Source organism: Pseudomonas sp. 3-2, from assembly GCF_019710535.1.
Taxonomy (GTDB): Bacteria; Pseudomonadota; Gammaproteobacteria; order Pseudomonadales; family Pseudomonadaceae; genus Aquipseudomonas; species Aquipseudomonas pharyngis.
Genome location: NZ_CP081200.1, coordinates 3,186,508 through 3,206,266, shown reverse-complemented (window position 1 = coordinate 3,206,266; position 19,759 = coordinate 3,186,508). Strand labels below are relative to the sequence as shown.

20 protein-coding genes are annotated in these 19,759 nt (G+C 59.6%); 14 read left to right on the top strand and 6 right to left on the bottom strand.

What is annotated here, in order from left to right; genetic code table 11:
• Positions 1 to 65: 65 nt before the first annotated feature.
• Positions 66 to 926 (top strand): Ku protein, encoded by an 861-nt coding sequence (locus K3819_RS14455; RefSeq protein ID WP_085611670.1) that lies wholly within the window; start codon positions 66 to 68, stop codon positions 924 to 926.
• A 42-nt stretch (positions 927 to 968) separates the two neighbouring features.
• On the opposite strand, the gene lpxO is transcribed toward K3819_RS14455, so the two are convergent.
• On the bottom strand, positions 969 to 1,868 hold the full coding sequence (gene lpxO / locus K3819_RS14450; RefSeq protein ID WP_039768931.1) for a lipid A hydroxylase LpxO: 900 nt from the start codon (positions 1,866 to 1,868) through the stop codon (positions 969 to 971).
• Positions 1,869 to 2,260: 392 nt separating this feature from the next.
• On the opposite strand from lpxO, the gene K3819_RS14445 reads away from it, so the two are divergent.
• Positions 2,261 to 3,847: an ABC-F family ATPase gene (locus K3819_RS14445; RefSeq protein WP_221399640.1), complete on the top strand. Its 1,587-nt coding sequence runs from the start codon at positions 2,261 to 2,263 to the stop codon at positions 3,845 to 3,847.
• 289 nt (positions 3,848 to 4,136) lie between these two features.
• On the top strand, positions 4,137 to 5,324 hold the full coding sequence (locus tag K3819_RS14440) for an MFS transporter (protein WP_221399639.1): 1,188 nt from the start codon (positions 4,137 to 4,139) through the stop codon (positions 5,322 to 5,324).
• Between the two features lie 4 nt (positions 5,325 to 5,328).
• Here K3819_RS14440 and K3819_RS14435 read toward each other — a convergent pair whose 3' ends face one another.
• Together K3819_RS14435 and K3819_RS14430 are read right to left on the bottom strand one after the other, a co-directional pair.
• Complete coding sequence (locus K3819_RS14435) at positions 5,329 to 6,366, bottom strand: dienelactone hydrolase (protein ID WP_221399638.1); 1,038 nt, start codon at positions 6,364 to 6,366, stop codon at positions 5,329 to 5,331.
• A 235-nt stretch (positions 6,367 to 6,601) separates the two neighbouring features.
• On the bottom strand, positions 6,602 to 7,213 hold the full coding sequence (locus K3819_RS14430; protein ID WP_221399637.1) for an FMN-dependent NADH-azoreductase: 612 nt from the start codon (positions 7,211 to 7,213) through the stop codon (positions 6,602 to 6,604).
• A gap of 127 nt (positions 7,214 to 7,340) precedes the next feature.
• Between K3819_RS14430 and K3819_RS14425 the strand changes: the two genes are divergently transcribed.
• Positions 7,341 to 8,249: a LysR substrate-binding domain-containing protein gene (locus K3819_RS14425; RefSeq protein ID WP_127798053.1), complete on the top strand. Its 909-nt coding sequence runs from the start codon at positions 7,341 to 7,343 to the stop codon at positions 8,247 to 8,249.
• A complete protein-coding gene (locus tag K3819_RS14420) occupies positions 8,246 to 8,605 on the top strand; it encodes an MmcQ/YjbR family DNA-binding protein (protein WP_085745773.1) in 360 nt (119 codons plus the stop codon). Before K3819_RS14425 ends, K3819_RS14420 begins: the two co-directional genes overlap by 4 nt.
• Here the strand turns inward: K3819_RS14420 and K3819_RS14415 are convergent.
• Together K3819_RS14415 and K3819_RS14410 are read right to left on the bottom strand one after the other, a co-directional pair.
• Positions 8,602 to 9,030 (bottom strand): DUF1294 domain-containing protein, encoded by a 429-nt coding sequence (locus tag K3819_RS14415; protein ID WP_039768201.1) that lies wholly within the window; start codon positions 9,028 to 9,030, stop codon positions 8,602 to 8,604. The two genes, K3819_RS14420 and K3819_RS14415, sit on opposite strands and share 4 nt — an antisense overlap.
• A complete protein-coding gene (locus K3819_RS14410) occupies positions 9,027 to 9,857 on the bottom strand; it encodes an undecaprenyl-diphosphate phosphatase (protein WP_221399636.1) in 831 nt (276 codons plus the stop codon). Before K3819_RS14410 ends, K3819_RS14415 begins: the two co-directional genes overlap by 4 nt.
• 303 nt (positions 9,858 to 10,160) lie before the next feature.
• Between K3819_RS14410 and K3819_RS14405 the strand changes: the two genes are divergently transcribed.
• The 9 genes from K3819_RS14405 (at position 10,161) to K3819_RS14365 (ending at position 18,293) form a co-directional block, all read left to right on the top strand.
• Positions 10,161 to 11,795 (top strand): methyl-accepting chemotaxis protein, encoded by a 1,635-nt coding sequence (locus K3819_RS14405; RefSeq protein WP_221399635.1) that lies wholly within the window; start codon positions 10,161 to 10,163, stop codon positions 11,793 to 11,795.
• Between the two features lie 81 nt (positions 11,796 to 11,876).
• Complete coding sequence (gene pnuC / locus K3819_RS14400) at positions 11,877 to 12,440, top strand: nicotinamide riboside transporter PnuC (RefSeq protein WP_221399634.1); 564 nt, start codon at positions 11,877 to 11,879, stop codon at positions 12,438 to 12,440.
• Complete coding sequence (locus K3819_RS14395; protein WP_221399633.1) at positions 12,437 to 12,961, top strand: AAA family ATPase; 525 nt, start codon at positions 12,437 to 12,439, stop codon at positions 12,959 to 12,961. The genes pnuC and K3819_RS14395 overlap by 4 nt, the downstream gene beginning before the upstream one ends.
• Before the next feature lie 356 nt (positions 12,962 to 13,317).
• Complete coding sequence (locus K3819_RS14390) at positions 13,318 to 13,767, top strand: hypothetical protein (RefSeq protein ID WP_085611676.1); 450 nt, start codon at positions 13,318 to 13,320, stop codon at positions 13,765 to 13,767.
• A gap of 1 nt (position 13,768) precedes the next feature.
• On the top strand, positions 13,769 to 14,341 hold the full coding sequence (locus K3819_RS14385; protein WP_221399632.1) for an adhesin: 573 nt from the start codon (positions 13,769 to 13,771) through the stop codon (positions 14,339 to 14,341).
• A gap of 70 nt (positions 14,342 to 14,411) precedes the next feature.
• Positions 14,412 to 15,410 carry a heme utilization protein gene (locus K3819_RS14380; protein ID WP_221399631.1) on the top strand — a complete coding sequence of 333 codons (999 nt, stop codon included), beginning with the start codon at positions 14,412 to 14,414 and terminating at the stop codon, positions 15,408 to 15,410.
• A gap of 62 nt (positions 15,411 to 15,472) precedes the next feature.
• Positions 15,473 to 16,153: a C39 family peptidase gene (locus K3819_RS14375; protein WP_085611677.1), complete on the top strand. Its 681-nt coding sequence runs from the start codon at positions 15,473 to 15,475 to the stop codon at positions 16,151 to 16,153.
• 43 nt (positions 16,154 to 16,196) lie between these two features.
• Complete coding sequence (locus K3819_RS14370) at positions 16,197 to 16,943, top strand: hypothetical protein (protein ID WP_221399630.1); 747 nt, start codon at positions 16,197 to 16,199, stop codon at positions 16,941 to 16,943.
• 45 nt (positions 16,944 to 16,988) lie between these two features.
• Positions 16,989 to 18,293 (top strand): transporter, encoded by a 1,305-nt coding sequence (locus tag K3819_RS14365; protein ID WP_011334008.1) that lies wholly within the window; start codon positions 16,989 to 16,991, stop codon positions 18,291 to 18,293.
• 80 nt (positions 18,294 to 18,373) lie between these two features.
• Here K3819_RS14365 and K3819_RS14360 read toward each other — a convergent pair whose 3' ends face one another.
• Positions 18,374 to 19,699, bottom strand: a complete 1,326-nt coding sequence (locus K3819_RS14360) for a sigma-54 dependent transcriptional regulator (protein ID WP_039768186.1) — start codon at positions 19,697 to 19,699, stop codon at positions 18,374 to 18,376.
• Positions 19,700 to 19,759 lie beyond the last annotated feature (60 nt).

Here is a 19,759-nt window from a genome sequence, read left to right as displayed (position 1 = left end):
CAGCAAACAACGGAAACTTTTACGCCGGGCCACGGGTCACCCGAACATCACTCGGAGAACAGCACATGGCTCGGGCAATCTGGAAAGGCGCAATCAGTTTCGGTCTGGTCCACATCCCCGTGGCGCTGGTCTCGGCGACGTCATCCCAAGGCGTCGACTTCGACTGGCTCGACAGCCGCAGCATGGACCCGGTCGGCTATAAACGGGTCAACAAGGTGACCGGCAAGGAAGTCACCAAGGAGCACATCGTCAAAGGTGTGCAGTTCGAAAAGGGCCGCTATGTGGTGCTCAGCGAAGAAGAAATCCGCTCGGCACACCCGGTTTCAACCCAGACCATCGATATCTTCGCCTTTGTCGACAGTGAACAGATCCCGCTGCAGAACATCGACACGCCCTATTACCTGGCGCCGGACAAGCGTGGCGGCAAGGTCTATGCCTTGCTGCGTGAAACCCTGAGCAAAACCCGGAAGGTCGCCCTCGCCCGAGTGGTTTTACATACGCGCCAATACCTGGCGGCGCTGATGCCTCTGGAGTCGGCGCTGGTGCTGGTGAAGTTGCGCTGGCCGCAGGAAGTGCGCAGCCTGGACGAACTTGAGCTGGGCAGCGAAGTGACCAAGCCGCAACTGGCCAAGGGCGAACTGGACATGGCCAAACGGTTGGTGGAAGACATGACAGCGGACTGGACGCCCGAGGATTACAACGACGAGTTCGAAGACAAAATCATGGCGCTGGTGGACAAGAAGGCCCATGAAGGCAAGATCGAAGACGTTGAAACCGTTTCCGCTGAAGAAGAGCGCAAATCGGCCGATGTTATTGACCTGACCGAACTGCTCAAGCGCAGCCTCGGCGGGAAAGCCCCGGCCAAACCGGCGAAGAAGACGGCCAGCAAGACAACAGCGGCGAAGAAGACCAAAAAAGCGTCGTGAAAATGAAATCGGGCGACTGTCTTTCAACAGTCGCCCGATTCGTCAGATCAGGATGAAGATCGCCAGCAGACCGCCGAAGATCGCCCACTTTTCCATGTAGTAGAGTTTGCGATTGCGCTTTTTCAGCTCTTTTCCGCGCAGGCGAATCTTGTAGATCTTGGTAAATAACCGGTTAATGCCACCGGTGCGGTCACCCGCATCGTTCGGCGCACCGGCCGCCGACATCACGGTGCGGCTGAACCAGCGGTTGAACGCCGCCGCCCAGCGATACTTCATCGGGCGCTCGATGTCACAGAACAGGATGATGCGGTTCTGGTCGGTGGTGTTTTCCGCGTAATGAATGAACGTCTCGTCGAACATCACCGCTTCGCCATCACGCCAGTGATAATTCTCGCCATCGACGTTGATGTAGCAACCGGCGTCGTTCGGCGTTTCCAGGCCAAGGTGATAGCGGTACGAACCGGCGTATGGGTCGCGGTGACGCACCAGTTTCGAGCCCGGCGGCAGCTCGGCGAACATCGCAGCCTTGATCGAGCCGATGCTCTGCACCAGTTCGGTGGTGCGCGGGCACAGTTGCAGCGCCGACGGGTGGCTGTCGCCGTACCACTTCAGGTAGAAACGCTTCCAGCCAGTCTTGAAGAACGAGTTGAAACCGACGTCGTCGTACTGGTTAGAGCGCTTGATCTCGCCGGCACGCAGCAGGTTACGACCTTCTTCACGGATTTCTTCCCAGTGGGTCTGCAACGGAGTCAGATCGGGAAAGTCCTTTGGATCAAGGTAAGGCGTGTTGGGCTTTTTCGAGAACAGATAAAGGAAGCAGTTGATCGGTGCCAGGAACGAGGAGTGATCGCTCAGTTGACGACCGAGTTTGTGGCGTACGCGACCGCGCAGGTGAACGTACGCAATGGAAATGACATATACAGCGGCAATGATGAGTTTCACGGAAATCGTCACACGTCAGAAGTGAACAAACTGCGCGCCTTTCGGGCTGTGGCCCAAGGTCTGTGGCAGTGGTCTGAAATCAAAAAAAACGTCCCGGTGGCGCATCCTTGAGCCCATGCCGGACAAGGCATTGGGTGAATGGATGGCATTTTAGCCACAGTTTGTAACCAATAGTGAACCTTCATCTGTGAAAAACTGTCTCGCGATAGCACCAACCGGCAATCGGAATGTCACCGCCCTATCGTTTAAAGAGCCAGACCAGTACAATCGCCGCCAAACTTTACGCGCCCCCCTTGGTTGATGACGGGATTGCCCCGCCTCAGCGCACTTCGACTCGGGCCAAGCGCTCCGGCTGCACCCTCGCTACTCAGCACGCTTCGCAGGAAAAACCTTTGATTTCTACAGCTAACATCACCATGCAGTTCGGCGCCAAGCCGCTGTTTGAAAACGTTTCGGTCAAATTCAACGGCGGCAACCGCTACGGCCTGATCGGCGCCAACGGTTGCGGCAAGTCGACCTTCATGAAGATCCTCGGCGGCGACCTCGAGCCGTCCGGCGGCCAGGTCATGCTGGAACCGAATGTACGCCTGGGTAAATTGCGCCAGGATCAGTTCGCCTACGAAGAATTCACCGTGATTGACACGGTGATCATGGGTCACGAAGAGCTGTGGAAGGTCAAGGCCGAGCGCGACCGCATCTACTCGCTGCCGGAAATGAGCGAAGAAGACGGCATGGCCGTGGCCGAGCTGGAAACCGAGTTCGCCGAGATGGACGGCTACACTGCCGAATCCCGCGCCGGTGAACTGCTGCTGGGTCTGGGCATTCCGCTGGAACAGCATTTCGGCCCGATGACCGAAGTCGCGCCGGGCTGGAAACTCCGCGTTCTGTTGGCTCAGGCACTGTTCTCCGATCCGGAAGTGCTGCTGCTCGACGAACCGACCAACCACCTGGACATCAACACCATCCGCTGGCTGGAAACGATTTTGACGGCGCGTAACAGCACCATGATCATCATTTCCCACGACCGTCACTTCCTGAACAGCGTCTGCACCCACATGGCCGACCTGGACTACGGCGAGCTGCGTCTGTTCCCGGGCAACTACGACGAGTACATGACCGCGGCGACTCAGTCCCGCGAGCAGCTGCTGTCGGACAACGCCAAGAAGAAAGCCCAGATTGCCGAACTGCAAACGTTCGTCAGCCGCTTCTCGGCCAACGCCTCGAAAGCCAAGCAGGCCACTTCCCGCGCCAAGCAGATCGACAAGATCCAGCTGGCCGAAGTCAAGCCATCGAGCCGCGTGAGCCCGTTCATCCGTTTCGAACAGACCAAGAAGCTGCACCGCCAGGCCGTGACCATCGAGCAGATGTCCAAGGGCTTCGACGGCAAGGCCCTGTTCAAGAACTTCAGTTTCACCGTTGAAGCCGGCGAGCGCGTAGCCATCATCGGCCCGAACGGTATCGGCAAGACCACCCTGCTGCGCACGCTGATGGGCGAACTGACCCCGGACGCAGGTTCCGTGAAGTGGACCGAAAGCGCGGAGCTGGGCTACTACGCTCAGGACCACGCCCACGATTTCGAAGACGACGTCAGCCTGTTCGACTGGATGGGTCAGTGGACTCAGGGCGAACAAGTGATCCGTGGCACCCTCGGTCGCATGCTGTTCTCCAACGACGAAATCCTCAAGTCGGTGAAGGTGATTTCCGGTGGTGAGCAAGGTCGTATGCTGTTCGGCAAGCTGATCCTGCAAAAGCCGAACGTGCTGGTAATGGACGAACCGACCAACCACCTGGACATGGAGTCGATCGAGGCGCTGAACCTGGCGCTGGAAAACTACCCGGGCACGTTGATTTTCGTCAGCCACGACCGTGAGTTCGTATCGTCCCTGGCCACCCGCATCATCGAGCTGAGCCCGAACGGCGTGACCGACTTCAGCGGCACCTACGACGACTACCTGCGCAGCCAAGGCGTGGTGTTCTGAGTCGAATCGAGCGGTAAGCAGAAAGCCCTGTCCTTGTGACAGGGCTTTTTTTCGCTCATTTCTGATCGTTCCCACGCTCTGCGTGGGAATGCCTCAAGAGACGCTCCGCGTTCCAGCTCTGGAAGGGACGCAGAGCGTCCCGGGCTGCATTCCCACGCGGAGCGTGGGAACGATCAACGGGGAAACGGGGAAACGGGGAAACGAGGAAAGGATCGTTAGCCTGCTTTCTTTTATTTCGGCGCCACGCCATGATGCGGACTCTCCCACCGCCGCCCGCGAACGAGTCCTCATGTCTGCGCAGCAACAGCCACCGCAAAGCTCCCTGGCGATCACCCTGCAGATCGTCTCCATCGTTTTCTATACCTTTATTGCCTTCCTCTGCATCGGCCTGCCGATAGCGGTACTGCCCGGCTATGTGCACGAACAATTGGGTTTCAGTGCGGTGATCGCGGGGCTGGTGATCGGCTCACAATACCTGGCCACCCTGCTCAGTCGGCCGATGGCCGGGCGCATGTCGGACACCGTCGGCACCAAGCGGGCGATTGTGTATGGCTTGTCGGGGATCGTGCTCAGCGGTGTGCTGACGCTGGTTTCGACGCTGTTGCAGAGCTTGCCGCTGTTGAGCCTGTCGATCCTGATTGTCGGGCGCCTGTTGCTGGGGATTGCCCAGGGCCTGATCGGCGTCGGCACCATCAGTTGGTGCATGGGCCAGGTCGGTGCCGAACACACGGCGCGCTCGATTTCGTGGAACGGCATCGCGTCCTATGGCGCGATTGCCATTGGCGCGCCGTTGGGCGTGGTGATGGTGGCCGACTATGGTTTCGAAAGCCTTGGCATTGCGCTGTCGCTGCTCGCGGCCGGCGCCTTGCTGCTCATTCGCAACAAACCCTCGGTGCCGGTGGTACGCGGTGAACGCCTGCCGTTCTGGGCGGTGTTCGGACGGATTGCGCCGTTCGGCGCCAGTCTGAGCCTGGCGTCGATTGGCTATGGCACGCTGACCACCTTCATCACCCTGTATTACCTCAATCGCGGCTGGAGCGGCGCTGCGTATTGCCTGACGGTGTTCGGTGTGTGTTTCATCCTTTCGCGGCTGCTGTTCATTTCCGCCATCGGCCGTTTTGGCGGATTCACCTCGGCGATTGCCTGCATGACCATCGAAACCGTCGGCCTGGTCATGCTGTGGCTGGCGCCCTCGACCGCGTATGCCTTGGTCGGCGCCGGTCTGGCCGGGTTCGGCCTGTCGCTGGTATACCCCGCGCTGGGCGTCGAGGCGATCAAGCAGGTGCCCAACTCCAGTCGTGGCGCCGGGTTGAGTGCTTATGCGGTGTTTTTCGATCTGGCGCTGGCGATTGCCGGGCCGTTGATGGGCGCGGTGGCATTGAACCTGGGCTATTCGTGGATTTTCTTCAGTGCGGCGCTGCTGTCCGTGACCGGACTGGGATTGACCTTGCTGCTCAAGCGCCGGGCCATGGCGTAAACGCTCACTGATCCGCCGTCTGCATCCCCGCGCGGGTCGGCCTGCCCAAGGCATGGGAGAAGAACCGTCCGGCTTTGGAAATCAGGTTGCGGTGGATGTCTTCTCGATCGACCCCGTCCGCGTCGGTGCACAGCGCCGGCATCGCCCGGATCTGCTCTTCATTGCATGGCGCCATGAACACGAAGTGCCCTGCCCCGGCCAGCAATTTGAAGTCGGGTGCGGTCGGAAGCTTGCGCGCCAGGGCGGCAGCGTTTTTATCGAAGGCCACCAGTTTGTCGCCATCACCGCTGTAGAGCAGCACCGGCACATGCACATCAGCCAAAGTGTGACGACCAAACTTCAGGCTCAGCGGCGCCATCAGCAGCAACGCATGCACGCGCGGATCGGCCACCGGTTGCAGATCGTCGCGGTCGACAATCAATTCGCCCTGAGTGTTGCAGGCGTCGTGATCGTCCGGTCGTTCCTGGCAGTAACGGCGCAGACGATCCAGATCCGGCTGCGCACCGGACAGAATCAACGCCGTTTCGCCGCCCGCCGAATAGCCGATTACGCCAACCTGCTCGGCGTTCACATACGGCGCGAGCATGCGGTCGCCCAGCGTGGCGGTAATGGCTTCGGAAATCTGGATCGGCCGGCCGTAGAGATTGCTCAACGTGCCGAGGCGGCTGTGATCCTTGGAGTTGTCGCCGGGGTGAATCACCGCCACCACCACGAACCCCTTGCGTGCCAGTGACGTAGCCAGGTCGTGCAGCGCCAGCGGCGTGCCGGTGTTGCCGTGAGAGAGCATCAGCATGGGGAAACGGCCGATGGCGACTTTGGTGTCTTCGCCGGCCTCGACCGAATAACCTTCGAGCAGGCTCAGGTGTTCGCGGTCGCTGGAGGGATAGAACGCGATGGCGCGCATCGGTTGCAGGTCGAGCGGGTCGAGGAACGTCATCTCGTGATAGCCGACGCTCCAGCGCGGGTGCTGCCCGGGCGCAGCGTGCACTGAATTCAGGCTGCCGAGCAGGCAAATCAGTAACGCTGCACAAAGACGCATCATGGGATGCCCCACCCTGTTGTTACTCAATCGAAAGATCCGTTGTGTTCGACGCCCGAAATTCCGAAATTCGGTTACCCGGCGCGGCGTTGCACTCAGACGTTGATCATCAGACTGCATAACCCGGGCCAGATTATGTAACAGTCAGAAACAAAAAACTCCGTATCTGGCCCTTGCGGAACCAGAATACAGAGTTTTTGGAGATTTGCCTGAACAGGAGCTGTTCTTTACGCAAGCCTTACGCGGCGGCGAACAGCTGCTCGCTGATCTTCGCCTGAGCGGCGCTCATGGCGTTGTTGCGCACTTCTTCGCCGTAGGCCAGGCCTTCGGCACGCACGACTTCGATGTCGGTGATGCCGAGGAAGCCAAAGACCAGTTTCAGGTAGTCTTCGTGTGCCACGCCCGAAGCTTGACCGGCGTGGATGCCGCCAGCGGTGGAAACGATCACTACCTTCTTGCCGCCGCACAGGCCTTCAGGGCCGGCTTCGGTGTAACGGAAGGTCTGGCCGGCGACGGCGATGCGGTCGATCCAGGCTTTGAGCTGGGTCGGCACGGTGAAGTTGTACATCGGGGCAGCGACGACGATGGCGTCAGCGGCGATGAATTCGGCCAGGGTGGTGGCGCTCAGTTCGGCTTCGTGCTGTTGTGCGGCGTTGCGCAGTTCAGCGGTGGTGCCGGCGGCAACCAGGGTGTTCGACGAGAAGTGGCTGATGGCATCAGCGGCCAGATCGCGGTAGGTCACAACAGCGCTTGGCTCGGCGGCTTGCCAGGCTTTAGTGACTTGACTGCTCAGCTGACGGGAAGCGGAGTTGTCGCCCAGAATGCTCGAATCGATGTGCAGCAGTTTCATGTGGAATCTCCTGGAATGAATCGCCGGTGGCGACGGAATGGAGACAATCCTACCGACGAAACCAATAGCTGATTAGACGGCAACAATGCGATAGTTTGTCCCACTGATAGAACAGTCGGACTTCCAGATGCAAGACCTCAACGATCTCTACTATTTCGCCAAAGTGGTCGAGGCTGGCGGTTTCGCCGCCGCCGGCCGCTTGCTCGGCATTCCAAAGTCACGGCTCTCGCGGCGCATCGCCGAGCTTGAAGAACGCCTCGGCGCACGTTTGCTGCAACGCACCACCCGCCAATTGAAGCTGACGGCGGTCGGCGAACGCTATCTGCGTCACTGTCAGGCCATGCTGCTGGAAGCGGAAATGGCCGATGAAACAGTGGCCAGCATGTCCAGCGAGCCTCGCGGACGCTTGCGGGTTTCCAGTCCCACGGGGCTGGCCCATGAAATGCTCCCGGTGGTGATCAGCAATTTCCTTGGCAAATATCCTCAGGTGCAACTGGAAGTCACCCTGATCAATCGACGGGTCGACCTGATCACCGAAGGCATCGACGTGGCCCTGCGCGTGCGCGAACACGGCGATGAAGAACCGATGCTGGTGACCCGCCGCCTGCGTCAGGCGCAGATGGTGGTGGTCGCAAGCCCTTCCTTTATACAGGGCGTGGAAATCAATCATCCGCAGGACTTGAAGAACCTGCCGGTGCTGGGCGCCCTGGAGGCCGATCGCATGGTGCATGTGCGCCTGCTCGATCAGCACGGCAAGAGTTGCGATTTGGCGCTGGAGGCACGACTGGGCATCGACGACTTCATCGTGCGCAAGGCCTGTGTGCTGGCCGGCCAGGGTTTCACCCTGCTGCCGATGATGTATTGCGAAACGGAACTGAACAACGGCACGCTGGTGCAGTTGTTGCCTGATTGGTCACTGCCCGGCGGCTGGCTGCAAGCGGTGTATCCGCATCGGCGCGGGGTGATGCCGGCGGTGCGCGCATGGATCGATCATCTGGTCGAATCGTTCAATGCCTGTGGAGAACGGCTGTTATGAAACAAGGAAAGATGAGCGAACAGGATGTCGCGGACTTCTGCCTGGCCCTGCCCGGTGCCAGGGAAGACTACAAATGGGGTGGCGTGCGAGTGTTTTCGATTGCCGGCAACAAGATGTTCGCCTTGCAGGGGCTGCGCGGTGATTCGCTGGCGTTCAAGGTCGACAAGGACCTGTTTCTCGGTCATTGCGACCGGCCGGGCATTCACCCGGCGCCGTACCTTGCCCGGGCGCAATGGATCATCATGCACCCGCCCTACCCGCTGGGCGCCGAGGAACTGCAAGGCTTGCTGCAGCGTTCCCACCAACTGGTGGTCAGCAAGCTGCCCAAGCGCGTGCAGGTCGGGCTGCTGCTTTAGAACAACGCCAGGAGGTTCGAACCGAGAAACAACTGATCGATCCAGAACACCTGATGCAAAGCCACAATCATCCAGAACAACACCTGAAACGACACCTTGCGCGTCTTGTGCCGGAAGACCTGCTGGGCGATCAATGCGCCCGGCCAGCCACCGGCCAGTTCCACCGCGTGCAGAATGTTCTCCGGCGTACGCCAGGCGTCGGCGCGCGCCTTGCGCTTGTCCGCCCAGTACAGGAAAAACGCCAGTACGCTGACCAGCCCGTAGGCCGTCAACGGCACCAGGGAAATCCCGCGCAGCCACATCGACAATGAGCCGAACAGTGGCAGCGCGCAGACGATCAGCAGCACCACCAGTTTCAATTTCAAGTGCTGGATATTGCCACCGGAAGGACCGCGATCCGGGCGGCGTGCGCGGGAGTCGCTCATGGCTTGGCTGCCGTCCAGTCGACCCAGCCGAACTGCCACGTTGCCAGAATCACCAGACCGAAGACGATCCGGTACCAGGCAAACGCCGCATAGCTGTGGCTGCCGATGAACTTGAGCAGGCCGCGCACCGCGATCATCGCGAAGATGAACGCGGTGACGAAACCGATGGCGAAGACCGGGAAGTCCGCCGGTACGAACAGGTCGCGGTACTTGTAGCCCGAATACACCGCCGCACCGACCATGGTCGGCATCGCCAGGAAGAACGAGAACTCGGTGGCGGTCTTGCGCGACAGGCCGAACAACAGGCCGCCGATGATGGTCGAGCCGGAGCGCGAAGTGCCGGGGATCATCGCCAGGCACTGGGCGAAGCCGATCTTCAGCGCATCCGTCCAGCGAATCTCGTCGACCGTTTCGGCGTGCACTTCATGCTGACGCTGCTCGGCCCACAACATCACGATGCCGCCCACCACCAGCGCGGCGGCCACGGTGATCGGGTTGAACAGGTAGTGGTGAATCAAGTCGGCGAAGACCACACCTAGCACCACGGCGGGCAGGAAGGCGATCAGCAGGTTGGCGGTGAAACGCCGCGCACTTGGCTGGGTCGGCAGGCCAATGACCACGTCGAGAATCTTGCGTCGGAATTCCCAGACCACCGCGAGAATCGCGCCGAGCTGGATGATGATGTTGAACGCCATGGCCCGCTCGCCTCCGAAATCGAGCAAGTCGGCAACAATGATCTGGTGTCCGGTACTGGAAATGGGCAAAAACTCCGTCAGCCCCTCTACAACTCCTAGAATCAGTGCCTGCAAGGTCGTCCAAAGATCCATCAATCCCCCAGAGAGCGATGCACAGAGGCATGCCCCGATAGTATTTTTTACGTTCACTGCGTTCAGCGTAGCTGGTTAAAGCTGTACCGATTCCGCGCGCACAGGATCCGCACGAAACAGTCAAAATTCCGTGAAAAATCAATTTCGATTCAGGTTTTCACGCGCGGGGCCGAAATCCTAACAGACAAGCCGTAATAGCGCTGCCGCGTTCTACGACTTGGGTCGCGTATGCCCGGTCACCGAAACGTGGTTGGATGCTGGCGGTGGTTTATTACAAGAAAAAGAATCCGGAGTGACAGCGTTATGAACAGCTTGCGCAGTGTGTCGATCAGCCGACGCTTGTGGCTCATCTTGATTGTGGCCGTGGTCATGCTGTTGACGTTGGGCGTGTTGATGCTCAAGCAGATCCATGATGACCTCTACCACGCCAAGGCCCAGAAAACCCAGCATGTGGTGCAGACCGCCAGCGGTTTGCTGACTTACTACCAAGGCCTCGAAGCCGCAGGAACCCTGACCCGCGATGTGGCACAGAAACAGGCGCTGACCGCGATCCGTGGCCTGCGCTATGACCAGAACGACTATTTCTGGATCAACGACCTCACGCCCGTGATGGTCATGCACCCGACCAATCCCAAACTCGAAGGCCAGAACCTCTCGACGATCCGCGACCCGGACGGCTTTGCGGTGTTCAATGAAATGGTCGCCATCGCCAAGGCCAAGGGCGCCGGCATGGTCGACTATCGCTGGCCCAAGCCCGGTGCCAGTGAACCGGTGGCCAAGACCTCTTACGTGAAATTGTTCGAGCCATGGGGCTGGGTCATCGGTTCGGGCGTGTACGTCGACGACGTGCAGGCCGAGTTCCAGGACCAGGTGATCAAGGCATCCGTGGTCGGACTGGTCATCGCGGTGATCATGGCGCTGCTGGTGATTCTGATTGCCCGCAGCATCGTTCGTCCGTTGCAGGAAACCGTGAACGCCATGGCCAACATCGCCAGCGGCGAAAGCGATCTGACCCGCAGCCTCGACACCCACGGCCAGGACGAAGTCACTCAGTTGGCGCATCACTTCAATGCCTTCACCGCCAAACTGCGCCGGGTGATCGGGGACTTGCAGCTATCCGCCAGTGCATTGGGCCAATCGTCCAGCGAGCTGGGCAACGATGCTGCGCAGGCTCAGCAACGCAGCCAGCAGCAGTCGCAGCAGATGGAGCTGGTAGCCACTGCCGTCAACGAAGTGACCTACGGCGTACAGGACGTGGCGAAGAACGCCGAACACGCCGCCAGCGAAATGCGTGACGCCGAAGCCCAGGCCCAGCAGGGCCAGATCAACATCGACGGCAGCCTGCAACAGATCGACAAGCTCTCCGGCACCATCGATCAAGCGGTGGAAGTCATCCGCACGCTGGCGACTGAAAGCACACAGATCGGCAGCGTGCTGGAGGTGATCCGCTCGATCGCCGAGCAGACCAACCTGCTGGCCCTCAACGCCGCCATTGAAGCGGCTCGGGCCGGCGAACAGGGTCGCGGTTTTGCAGTGGTGGCCGACGAAGTGCGTTTGCTGGCGCAGCGTACGCAGAAGTCCACGGCGGAAATCCAGACGATGATCGAACGCCTGCAAAACCACTCCGAAGCCGCCGTGAAGGTGATCGGCGACAGCAGCAAGGCTTCGCAGCTGACCATCGAACAGGCCGGCCTGGCCAGTGCGAGCCTGAATGCCATCGGCCAGGCCCTGCGCAACCTCAATGGTCTGAACGCCTCGATTGCCAGCGCAACGCTGCAACAGGCGCACGTGGTCGAAGACATCAACCAGAACGTTACCCAGGCGGCGGGCTTGTCTCACAGCACGGCACTGGCGGCCGAGCAGTCGAGCGTGGCGAGTGTGAAACTCGGCCAGCTCAGCGAACAACTGAACGGGCTGCTGCGCCAGTTCCGCGTCTGATCCCTGCAACAGGTGGGAACTCGTTTCCCACCTGTTTTTCGGTACAATCCGCTCCCTTCCCAACTCCCCCAAGGATCCTGCATGTCCGGGCTAGAACTGTTTGCCGCCGCCCTCGGCGTGATCGCCGTGTGGCTCACGGTCAAACAGAATCCGTGGTGCTGGCCGATCGGACTGGTCATGGTGTCGCTCTACACCTGGGTTTTCCTCGAAGTGAAACTGTATTCGGACATGCTGCTGCAGGTCGTGTATGCCGGGCTGCAAATCTATGGCTGGTGGCAATGGACGCGGGCCGGGACGATGCATGACGGGCGTGAAGTCAGCCGGCTCGACAATCGCTCGATTGCGCAGGGCCTGGCCATCGGTGCGGTCGGCAGTCTGCTGCTGGGCGCGGCCATGGCCCATTGGACCGACGCGGCGCAACCGTGGCTCGACGCAGCGCTGACCGGTTTCAGCCTGGTCGCGCAATTCTGGATGGCCCACAAACGCCTGCAATGCTGGGCGCTGTGGTTCGTGCTGGATGTGATCTTCGTCGGACTGTTCCTCTATAAAGGGCTGTACCTCACGGCGGCGCTGTATGCCCTGTTCACCCTGATCGCGGTGCAAGGCTGGCGCGAATGGCGTGCCGATCCGGCGTTGCAACGATGAAAGTGATTGTCCTGACCGGTCCCGAGTCTACGGGCAAGAGCTGGCTGGCGGCCGGGATTCAACAGCAGTTCGGCGGTTTGCGGGTGGACGAATATGTGCGCTGGTTCATCGAGCAGAACCCTCGGGATACCTGCCTGGCCGACGTCCCCGAGATCGCGCGCGGCCAGTTGCAATGGGAAGACGCAGCACGCGCGCAGCAGCCGCGCCTGTTGATTCTCGACACGCATCTGCTGAGCAACATGCTGTGGAGCCAGACGTTATTCGGCGAGTGCCCGCCCTGGCTGGAAACCGAGTTGCTGGCCCGTCATTACGACCTGCACCTGCTCCTGTCCCCGGAGCAGATCGAATGGACGGACGACGGTCAGCGCTGCCAGCCCGACTTGAGCGAACGGCTCGCGTTCTATCAGGCCACCCGAACCTGGCTGGAAACCCATCACCAACCCTTGCAGATCATTCAGGGCAACTGGCTCGAGCGCCAGCAGCAAGCCTTCGACGCGGTGCACACCCTGCTCGCGGGCTGACCCGATTTGCGGGGTGTTTGACCCGCTGTATCCCCCTGTTTTGGGGGAAAGTGTCCATTCCTGAAACACTCCTTCAGGTGCAAAGTGCCCGTCTCAAGGCCCTTCATCCCTTTGTCATCCGACTTGTTACGCCACTGAAACACCTGCGCGCAAACCCTTGGTCCAGAGCTTTGCACTGTCTTTAACGGGTTGCGCAGGCAGTGTTTTGTTTCATCGATGAAACAGCTGTTGTATCAGCCCCACGCTCAATCCACTCAACACATTGAAACTCAAAGACATTTCAAAAGCGGCACAGCTTTCGCTCTCTCCTTCACAACGCTGAACAGGCTCAGCCCACTGAAGAAGGAATTGCCGCCGTGGGGAATATCAAAAAAGCCTTTACCTGCCTTCTGCTGATCGGATCAGCCGCCAGCCCGTTTCTCAGTTTCAACGTTCATGCCGAAGGCAATGGCGTGATCGTGCTCAATCGTGATGTCCAGCCGATCCCGATCGGTCGCAGCGGTGGCAAAGACCCCTATCCGACCACTGTCAATGCCAACCCGTCTGCCCGCATCAATTCGACGCTCAGCAATACCGAACTCAGTGATGGTGACTTTGCCCGTGTAGCCAGCGGCTCTTCCATCCGCGGCAACATCAACACCCCCAGCTCGAACCTGCCCGGCATGAACAACCTGACCAACCAGAACGGCCTGCCCGGCATGAGCGGCGGTCATGGCGGCGGTGCCGGCAGCTCGATTTCCAATACCGTAAACCGCGCGATGAGTTCCGGTCTCGCTCCGTTGACCCGCATGGCTGGAGGTCAGTGACATGAATCGTTCCCTGCTCCTGCTTGCCCTGCTCGGCTGCTCCAGTGTGATGGCCGATCCCAGCGCTGTGAACAACGCGAACATTCAAGACTCCGGTGCTCAATACCGCGGCAACTTCAACGTCAACCAGGCCGCTGGCGATCAGATGCAGCAGGCCAACGTCAAGGCGATTGCCATTGGCACCGAGTCCCACGCCAAGACCAGCGTGCAGCAGAAAATCGACACCCCCGCCGACCGCTCGATCAACGCGAGCGCCAACATCGGCGGCACCTCTTTCAGTAACGGCAACGGGATCCTTGGCGTGAACCAGGGCGCCGGGGCCAACAACCAGATGGCCAACGTCACGCGCGTCAGCATCAGTGCTGGCCCGCAGGCCGTTGACGATAGCGCCCTTTCCCAACAGAACGTGGCGTTGTTACCGAGCTCAGGAGCAACTGGCACCTCACCCGGCAGTCGCCAGGTCACGACAAGTGATCAGGCCTTCACCGGCAGCCGAGGGGTAATCCAGGTGAACCAGAGTGCCGGGGTGGGGAACCGAATGGCTAACACCCTGAGCATCCGGGTCGCTGACTGACCCAAACAACAAAAGCAGTGCAATTAGAAAGTACCAACACTTAACCAACTAATAAGCACGGAGAAACACCATGAAACCTACAATGGCCCTCAAACCACTGGTTTTCGCACTCGCAGCAGTGATGGCAATCGCAGCACAGGCAGGCGGTCGTGATGATGATCACGGTCATGGTAACGGGCACGGCAACGGTCATGGCAACCATGGTCCGAAAGGCCCAACCCTGGAACAACTGCTGCAAATTACCGCCGGCGCCGGCGCTGCAGTGCTCGATGCACAAAACAGCGATGGCAACGTGGTGAAAAACCAGGGCACCGTCAACAATGCCAACGCCAGTGACTCGCTCAATAGCTCTAACGGCAACATGGGCGCCAACGTTGCAGCCGGTGACGGCAACCAACAAGACAACGCCGCCGCCCTGGCTACCGCCGACGAAAGCTTCATCTTCGGCACCGCTGTTGCTGCCTCGAGTGCCACTCAAGTCAACAACAACAACTATGTGAAAAACTCGTCCACCTTCAATAACGCCACGCTCAACAATGCAGGCAACAATGGTTCCGGCAACATCGGTATCAACGTGACCTCCGGCAACTTCAACCAACAGAAAAACAACCTGGCAATCGCTGTATCGGGTGGTCGTGTAGCCACTGCCGCTGCTGCTGCCAACCAGTCCTCCACTGGCCTGGTCGTCGACAACAAAGGCGTGCAGACCTACAAAAAAGACACCCTTACCGGTACCTTCGCAGCCGCTGGCGTGTTCAAGGCCAAAGGCACTGCGACCATCGAAGACGATGACCACCACGGTGGTTATGGCAATCGTGGCGGCGGCCACGGCGGCAACGATGACCAGAAAGCCAAGTTCGAAGCCGTGGGTACCTTTGGCCTCGCTGGCGTCACCACTCAGCAAGTGCTGACCAAAGATGGCTGGAAAGCACCTGTTGTGAACAATGCCAACATGACCAACTCGATGAACAACTTCTCCGGCAACGGCGGAGCCAACGTCTCGGCGGGTGTGGGCAACCAACAAAGCAACTCGCTGTCCATCGCTGCAGGTTGCAAAGCCTGCATGTAATCGCGATCGAAACGAAAGCCCCGGAAACGGGGCTTTTCCTCAGTCCCAAAGGCGTATCGATCATGCGTAAGACTGCCCTCCTCGCTCTGCTTTGCTTCTGCGGCCTGACCCAGGCTGCCCAGATGCCTGTTGCTGCCCTGCCTGGCGGCACGCTCGTCTACAAGAACGTGCAAAGCATTCGTGAGCGCAAGTTTGCCGACATCGTCGAACAGAAAACCGACTTCAGCTGCGGCGCCGCCGCACTGGCAACGGTATTGCGCCAGGCTTATTGGCTCGACGTCGATGAAGAGCACATCATCAAAGGCATGCTGGTCAACGCTGACCAGGACCTTGTTCGTACTCAAGGTTTCTCCATGCTCGACATGAAGCGCTACATAGAAAGCATCGGCATGCGCGCCAGGGGCTACAAGATCCCACCGGAAAAACTCGACGCAGTCACGATCCCGGTGGTGGTACTGATGGAAATTCGCGGCTACAAGCATTTCGTGGTGATGCAGCGGGCGGACAAGGATTGGGTTTACATCGGAGACCCGGTTTTAGGACACAAACGCTACTCCCATGATGACTTTGTCAAAGGTTGGAACGGCATTGTCTTTGCCATCGTCGGCCCCGGATACGACAAGACCAATGCATTGCGCAGTCCTCCGGTACCGCTGACAGCCAAAAACACGCTGGATGCTTTCAACCCGGTCAAAGATGCTGAATTGATGGACTTCGGGTTCATACAGAGCGACTTCTTTTAATCGCCGATTACAAGAGTGGGGCTGGATGTCCCGGGAGCAGCAGATGAAAACCTCATACTGGCTGGCCGCCGCCTGCCTGGCAGCGAGCGTGTCAGGCTATGCCAATGCAGGATTCAAACCCATCGAAATCAAGGACCAGGAGCTCGCAGAGCTACGCGGTCGCTATGTCATGCCGGGGCGGATCATCAGCTTCGGTGTCGTCATGAGCAGTACCTGGCGCAACGCCAGTGGAGATCTGATCGGGGCCTCGGCCACCATGCAATTGCAGGCCGCTTCGGTTAAACCTGAATTCTACGTCTCGACCATCAAGGAACACGGCAATGGCAGTACCCCGGAACTGGGCACTGGTTCGGTCGTTGGCGGTGCGGGACTCAACTCCAGCCAGGGTGTGACGCAGAGTGTGCGCGCCGCTGGCGACGGCAACTCCGCCTACAACAACGTTGCGATCAACGTCAAAGAAGCCAGCCAGGCACCTGCACTGATGCCTGCACAAGGCCAGGCCTTGATGGCCGGCCAGACCATTTCCGGCAGCAACGGTGCCGGCAGCGTCGCGGTTTCAGCCACAAATGGCGGTGTGCAAATGGCCATTCAGGCCTCCGGCAATCAGGGGACAGCCTTGCAACAGGTCGCCCAGGGCGGACTGCTGCAAAATACCCGCTTGCTGGGTAACGCGAACGTAGTCAACAACCTGACCCAACTCAACGTTGTCCTGAACAATAACGGCATGACTGCCGGCGCACTGGACTGCAACCTGACTCAACTCAGGGCACTACGCAACATCGGATATTGAACTACGCTGAGTCTCGATCATTGGGCTTAAAGGGACGGCTTATTCATGTATCGATCAGTATCACTGCGTGCTGCTGTATGTTTGAGTACTCTTCTACCCGCGGCAATGTTGCAAGCTGCACCCGACGCCGATGTAGAAGCCCTGAAACAGGAACTTCTGGAGCTTAAGCAACGATACGAAGTACAACAAAAAGCCCTGGCGGTACTCGAACAGCGGGTCCGCCAGGTTGAAGAACAACCCGCCTCTCCGCCCCCAAAACGCCTGGCCAAATCGCCTTCGGACATGAAAGGCAACCGGGTGGCTGCGGGGACTGGGGCTGCAGCAGCGTCGGGGGGCGCCGCCGGGGGCAGTGGCGCATCCTATGGCCAGTCGCTGGCCGACGATTCACAACCGGCACAGAGTGTGTCCAACCTGTACGACGAAGCCAGCGGCTTCTTTGGCGGCGGCAAGTTCAGCTTTGAAACCGGCGTGACCTATTCACGCTACGACACCCGCCAGCTGATTCTCAACGGCTTCCTCGCCCTGGACTCGATTTTTCTCGGCAACATCAACCTCGACCGGATCAAGGCCGATACCTGGACGCTGGACCTGACGGGGCGCTACAACTTCGACAACCGCTGGCAGTTCGACCTGAACGTACCGGTGGTCTACCGTGAATCGACCTATCAATCCGGCGGCGGCAACGGGGGCGCCTCCAACGTCACCACCGAACAGGACGTCAGCCGCGACCCGACTCTGGGCGACGTCAACTTCGGCATTGCGTACAAGTTCCTGGACGAGTCGGTGAATACCCCGGACGCCGTGGTTTCCTTGCGGGTCAAGGCGCCTACGGGCAAGGACCCGTTCGGGATCAAGCTGCGCCAGACCGATGCCAACTCGAACCTGTTTGTGCCTGACACCCTGCCCACCGGCAACGGCGTCTGGTCGATCACCCCGGGCATCTCGCTGGTCAAGACGTTTGACCCGGCCGTGCTGTTCGGCAGCCTGTCCTACACCCATAACTTCGAGGAATCGTTCGACGACATCAGTTCGACCGTCAACCAGAAAAACCCGGGCAAGGTCCGCATCGGCGACAGCTTCCAGATCGGCGCGGGTGTTGCCTTCGCACTGAACGAGAAGATGAGTATGTCGTTCTCTGTCTCGGACCTGGTGCAACGCAAGAGCAAGCTGAAACAGGATGGCGGAGATTGGGAATCGGTGGTGTCCAGCGACGCCAACGCCGGTTACTTCAACGTCGGCATGACCATTGCGGCTACCGACAACCTGACTATCGTGCCCAACCTGTCCATCGGCATGACGGACGATGCCCCGGACTTCTCCTTCAGCCTGAAATTCCCGTACTACTTCTAACCGCAATACCATAAAAAGACCCGCTGCGATGCAAGTCGCAGCGGGTCTTTTCAGCTTCCCTGTCCAGGAAACACCGCGCCCTAGCGGATCTGGTGCTTGTGCAGCAAACGGTAGAAGGTCGGCCGGGAGACTCCCAGCACTTTGGCGGCAACACTGAGGTTGTCACTGTGGCGGTTCAACACATCGCACAAGGCCTGGCGTTCGGCGCGGGTCTTGTAGTCTTCAAGGGTGCCCATGGGTGCCGCGATCGACTGCTGGCTGATCAGCCCCAGGTCACGGGCCTCGATCTGCCGTCCTTCGGCCAGCACCAGCCCCCGACGCACGCGGTTGGCCAGTTCGCGGACATTGCCCGGCCAGTCGTGCTTGCCCATGGCAATCAGCGCATCTTCACTGAAGCTGCGCGGACGACGGCCGGTTTCGTGACTGTAGAAATGGGAAAAATGGTTGGCCAGCATCGACAGGTCGCCGTGGCGCTCGCGTAACGGCGCGGTCACCACTTGCAGCACATTGAGCCGGTAGTACAAATCCTCACGAAAGCGCTTCTTCTCGATGGCGGCCTCAAGGTCGACGTGAGTCGCTGCCAACACCCGCACATCAACCGGGATCGGTTGACTGCCGCCGACCCGTTCAATGTGTTTTTCCTGAAGAAAGCGCAACAGATTGGCTTGCAGTTCCAGTGGCAGATCGCCGATTTCATCGAGAAACAAGGTGCCGCCGTTGGCTGCTTCGATACGTCCGACCTTGCGCTGATGGGCGCCGGTGAACGCGCCTTTCTCGTGGCCGAACAGCTCGGACTGGATCAAATGTTCGGGAATTGCCCCGCAGTTGATCGCCACGAAAGGTTTGCTGTGGCGCTGCGACTGCCGGTGCAGGGTCCGGGCGACGAGTTCTTTACCGGTCCCGCTTTCTCCGCGAATAAGCACTGGCGACTCGGTGGGGGCCAGTTTACTCAGCAGTTTGCGCAGCTCGCGGATCGGTTTGCTGTCGCCCAGCAGCTCGTGCTCCGGCTGATCGACATGAATCGTGCCCTGGCCACGCAGGCGCGCCATGCCGAACGCGCGACCGAGGGTGACCTGCACCCGGGAGACGTCGAACGGCAAGGTATGGAAATCGAAAAACCATTCGCAGACGAAGTCGCCGACGTTCTGCAAGCGCAGCACTTCCTGATTCAACACGGCGATCCATTCGGTGCCGCTGCGGCTGATCAGTTCTTTGACGGCTTCGGGACGTTCCAGGTGAAAAGGCTGTAAACGCAGCAAGCCGACATCGCAGCTTCGGTCGGCGGCATTTTCCAGGCTGCAACTGTCGACGTCCCAACCCACGGCACGCAAACCCGGCAACAATCGGTGACAGTCGTCGCACGGGTCGACGACCAGTAAACGTCGTAATGCAGGCGCTTCGTTCATGACTGTTCCTTGGCGCCAAATTTTAGGAAATGATCGTAAAAACAGTCATTTGGCGAACCT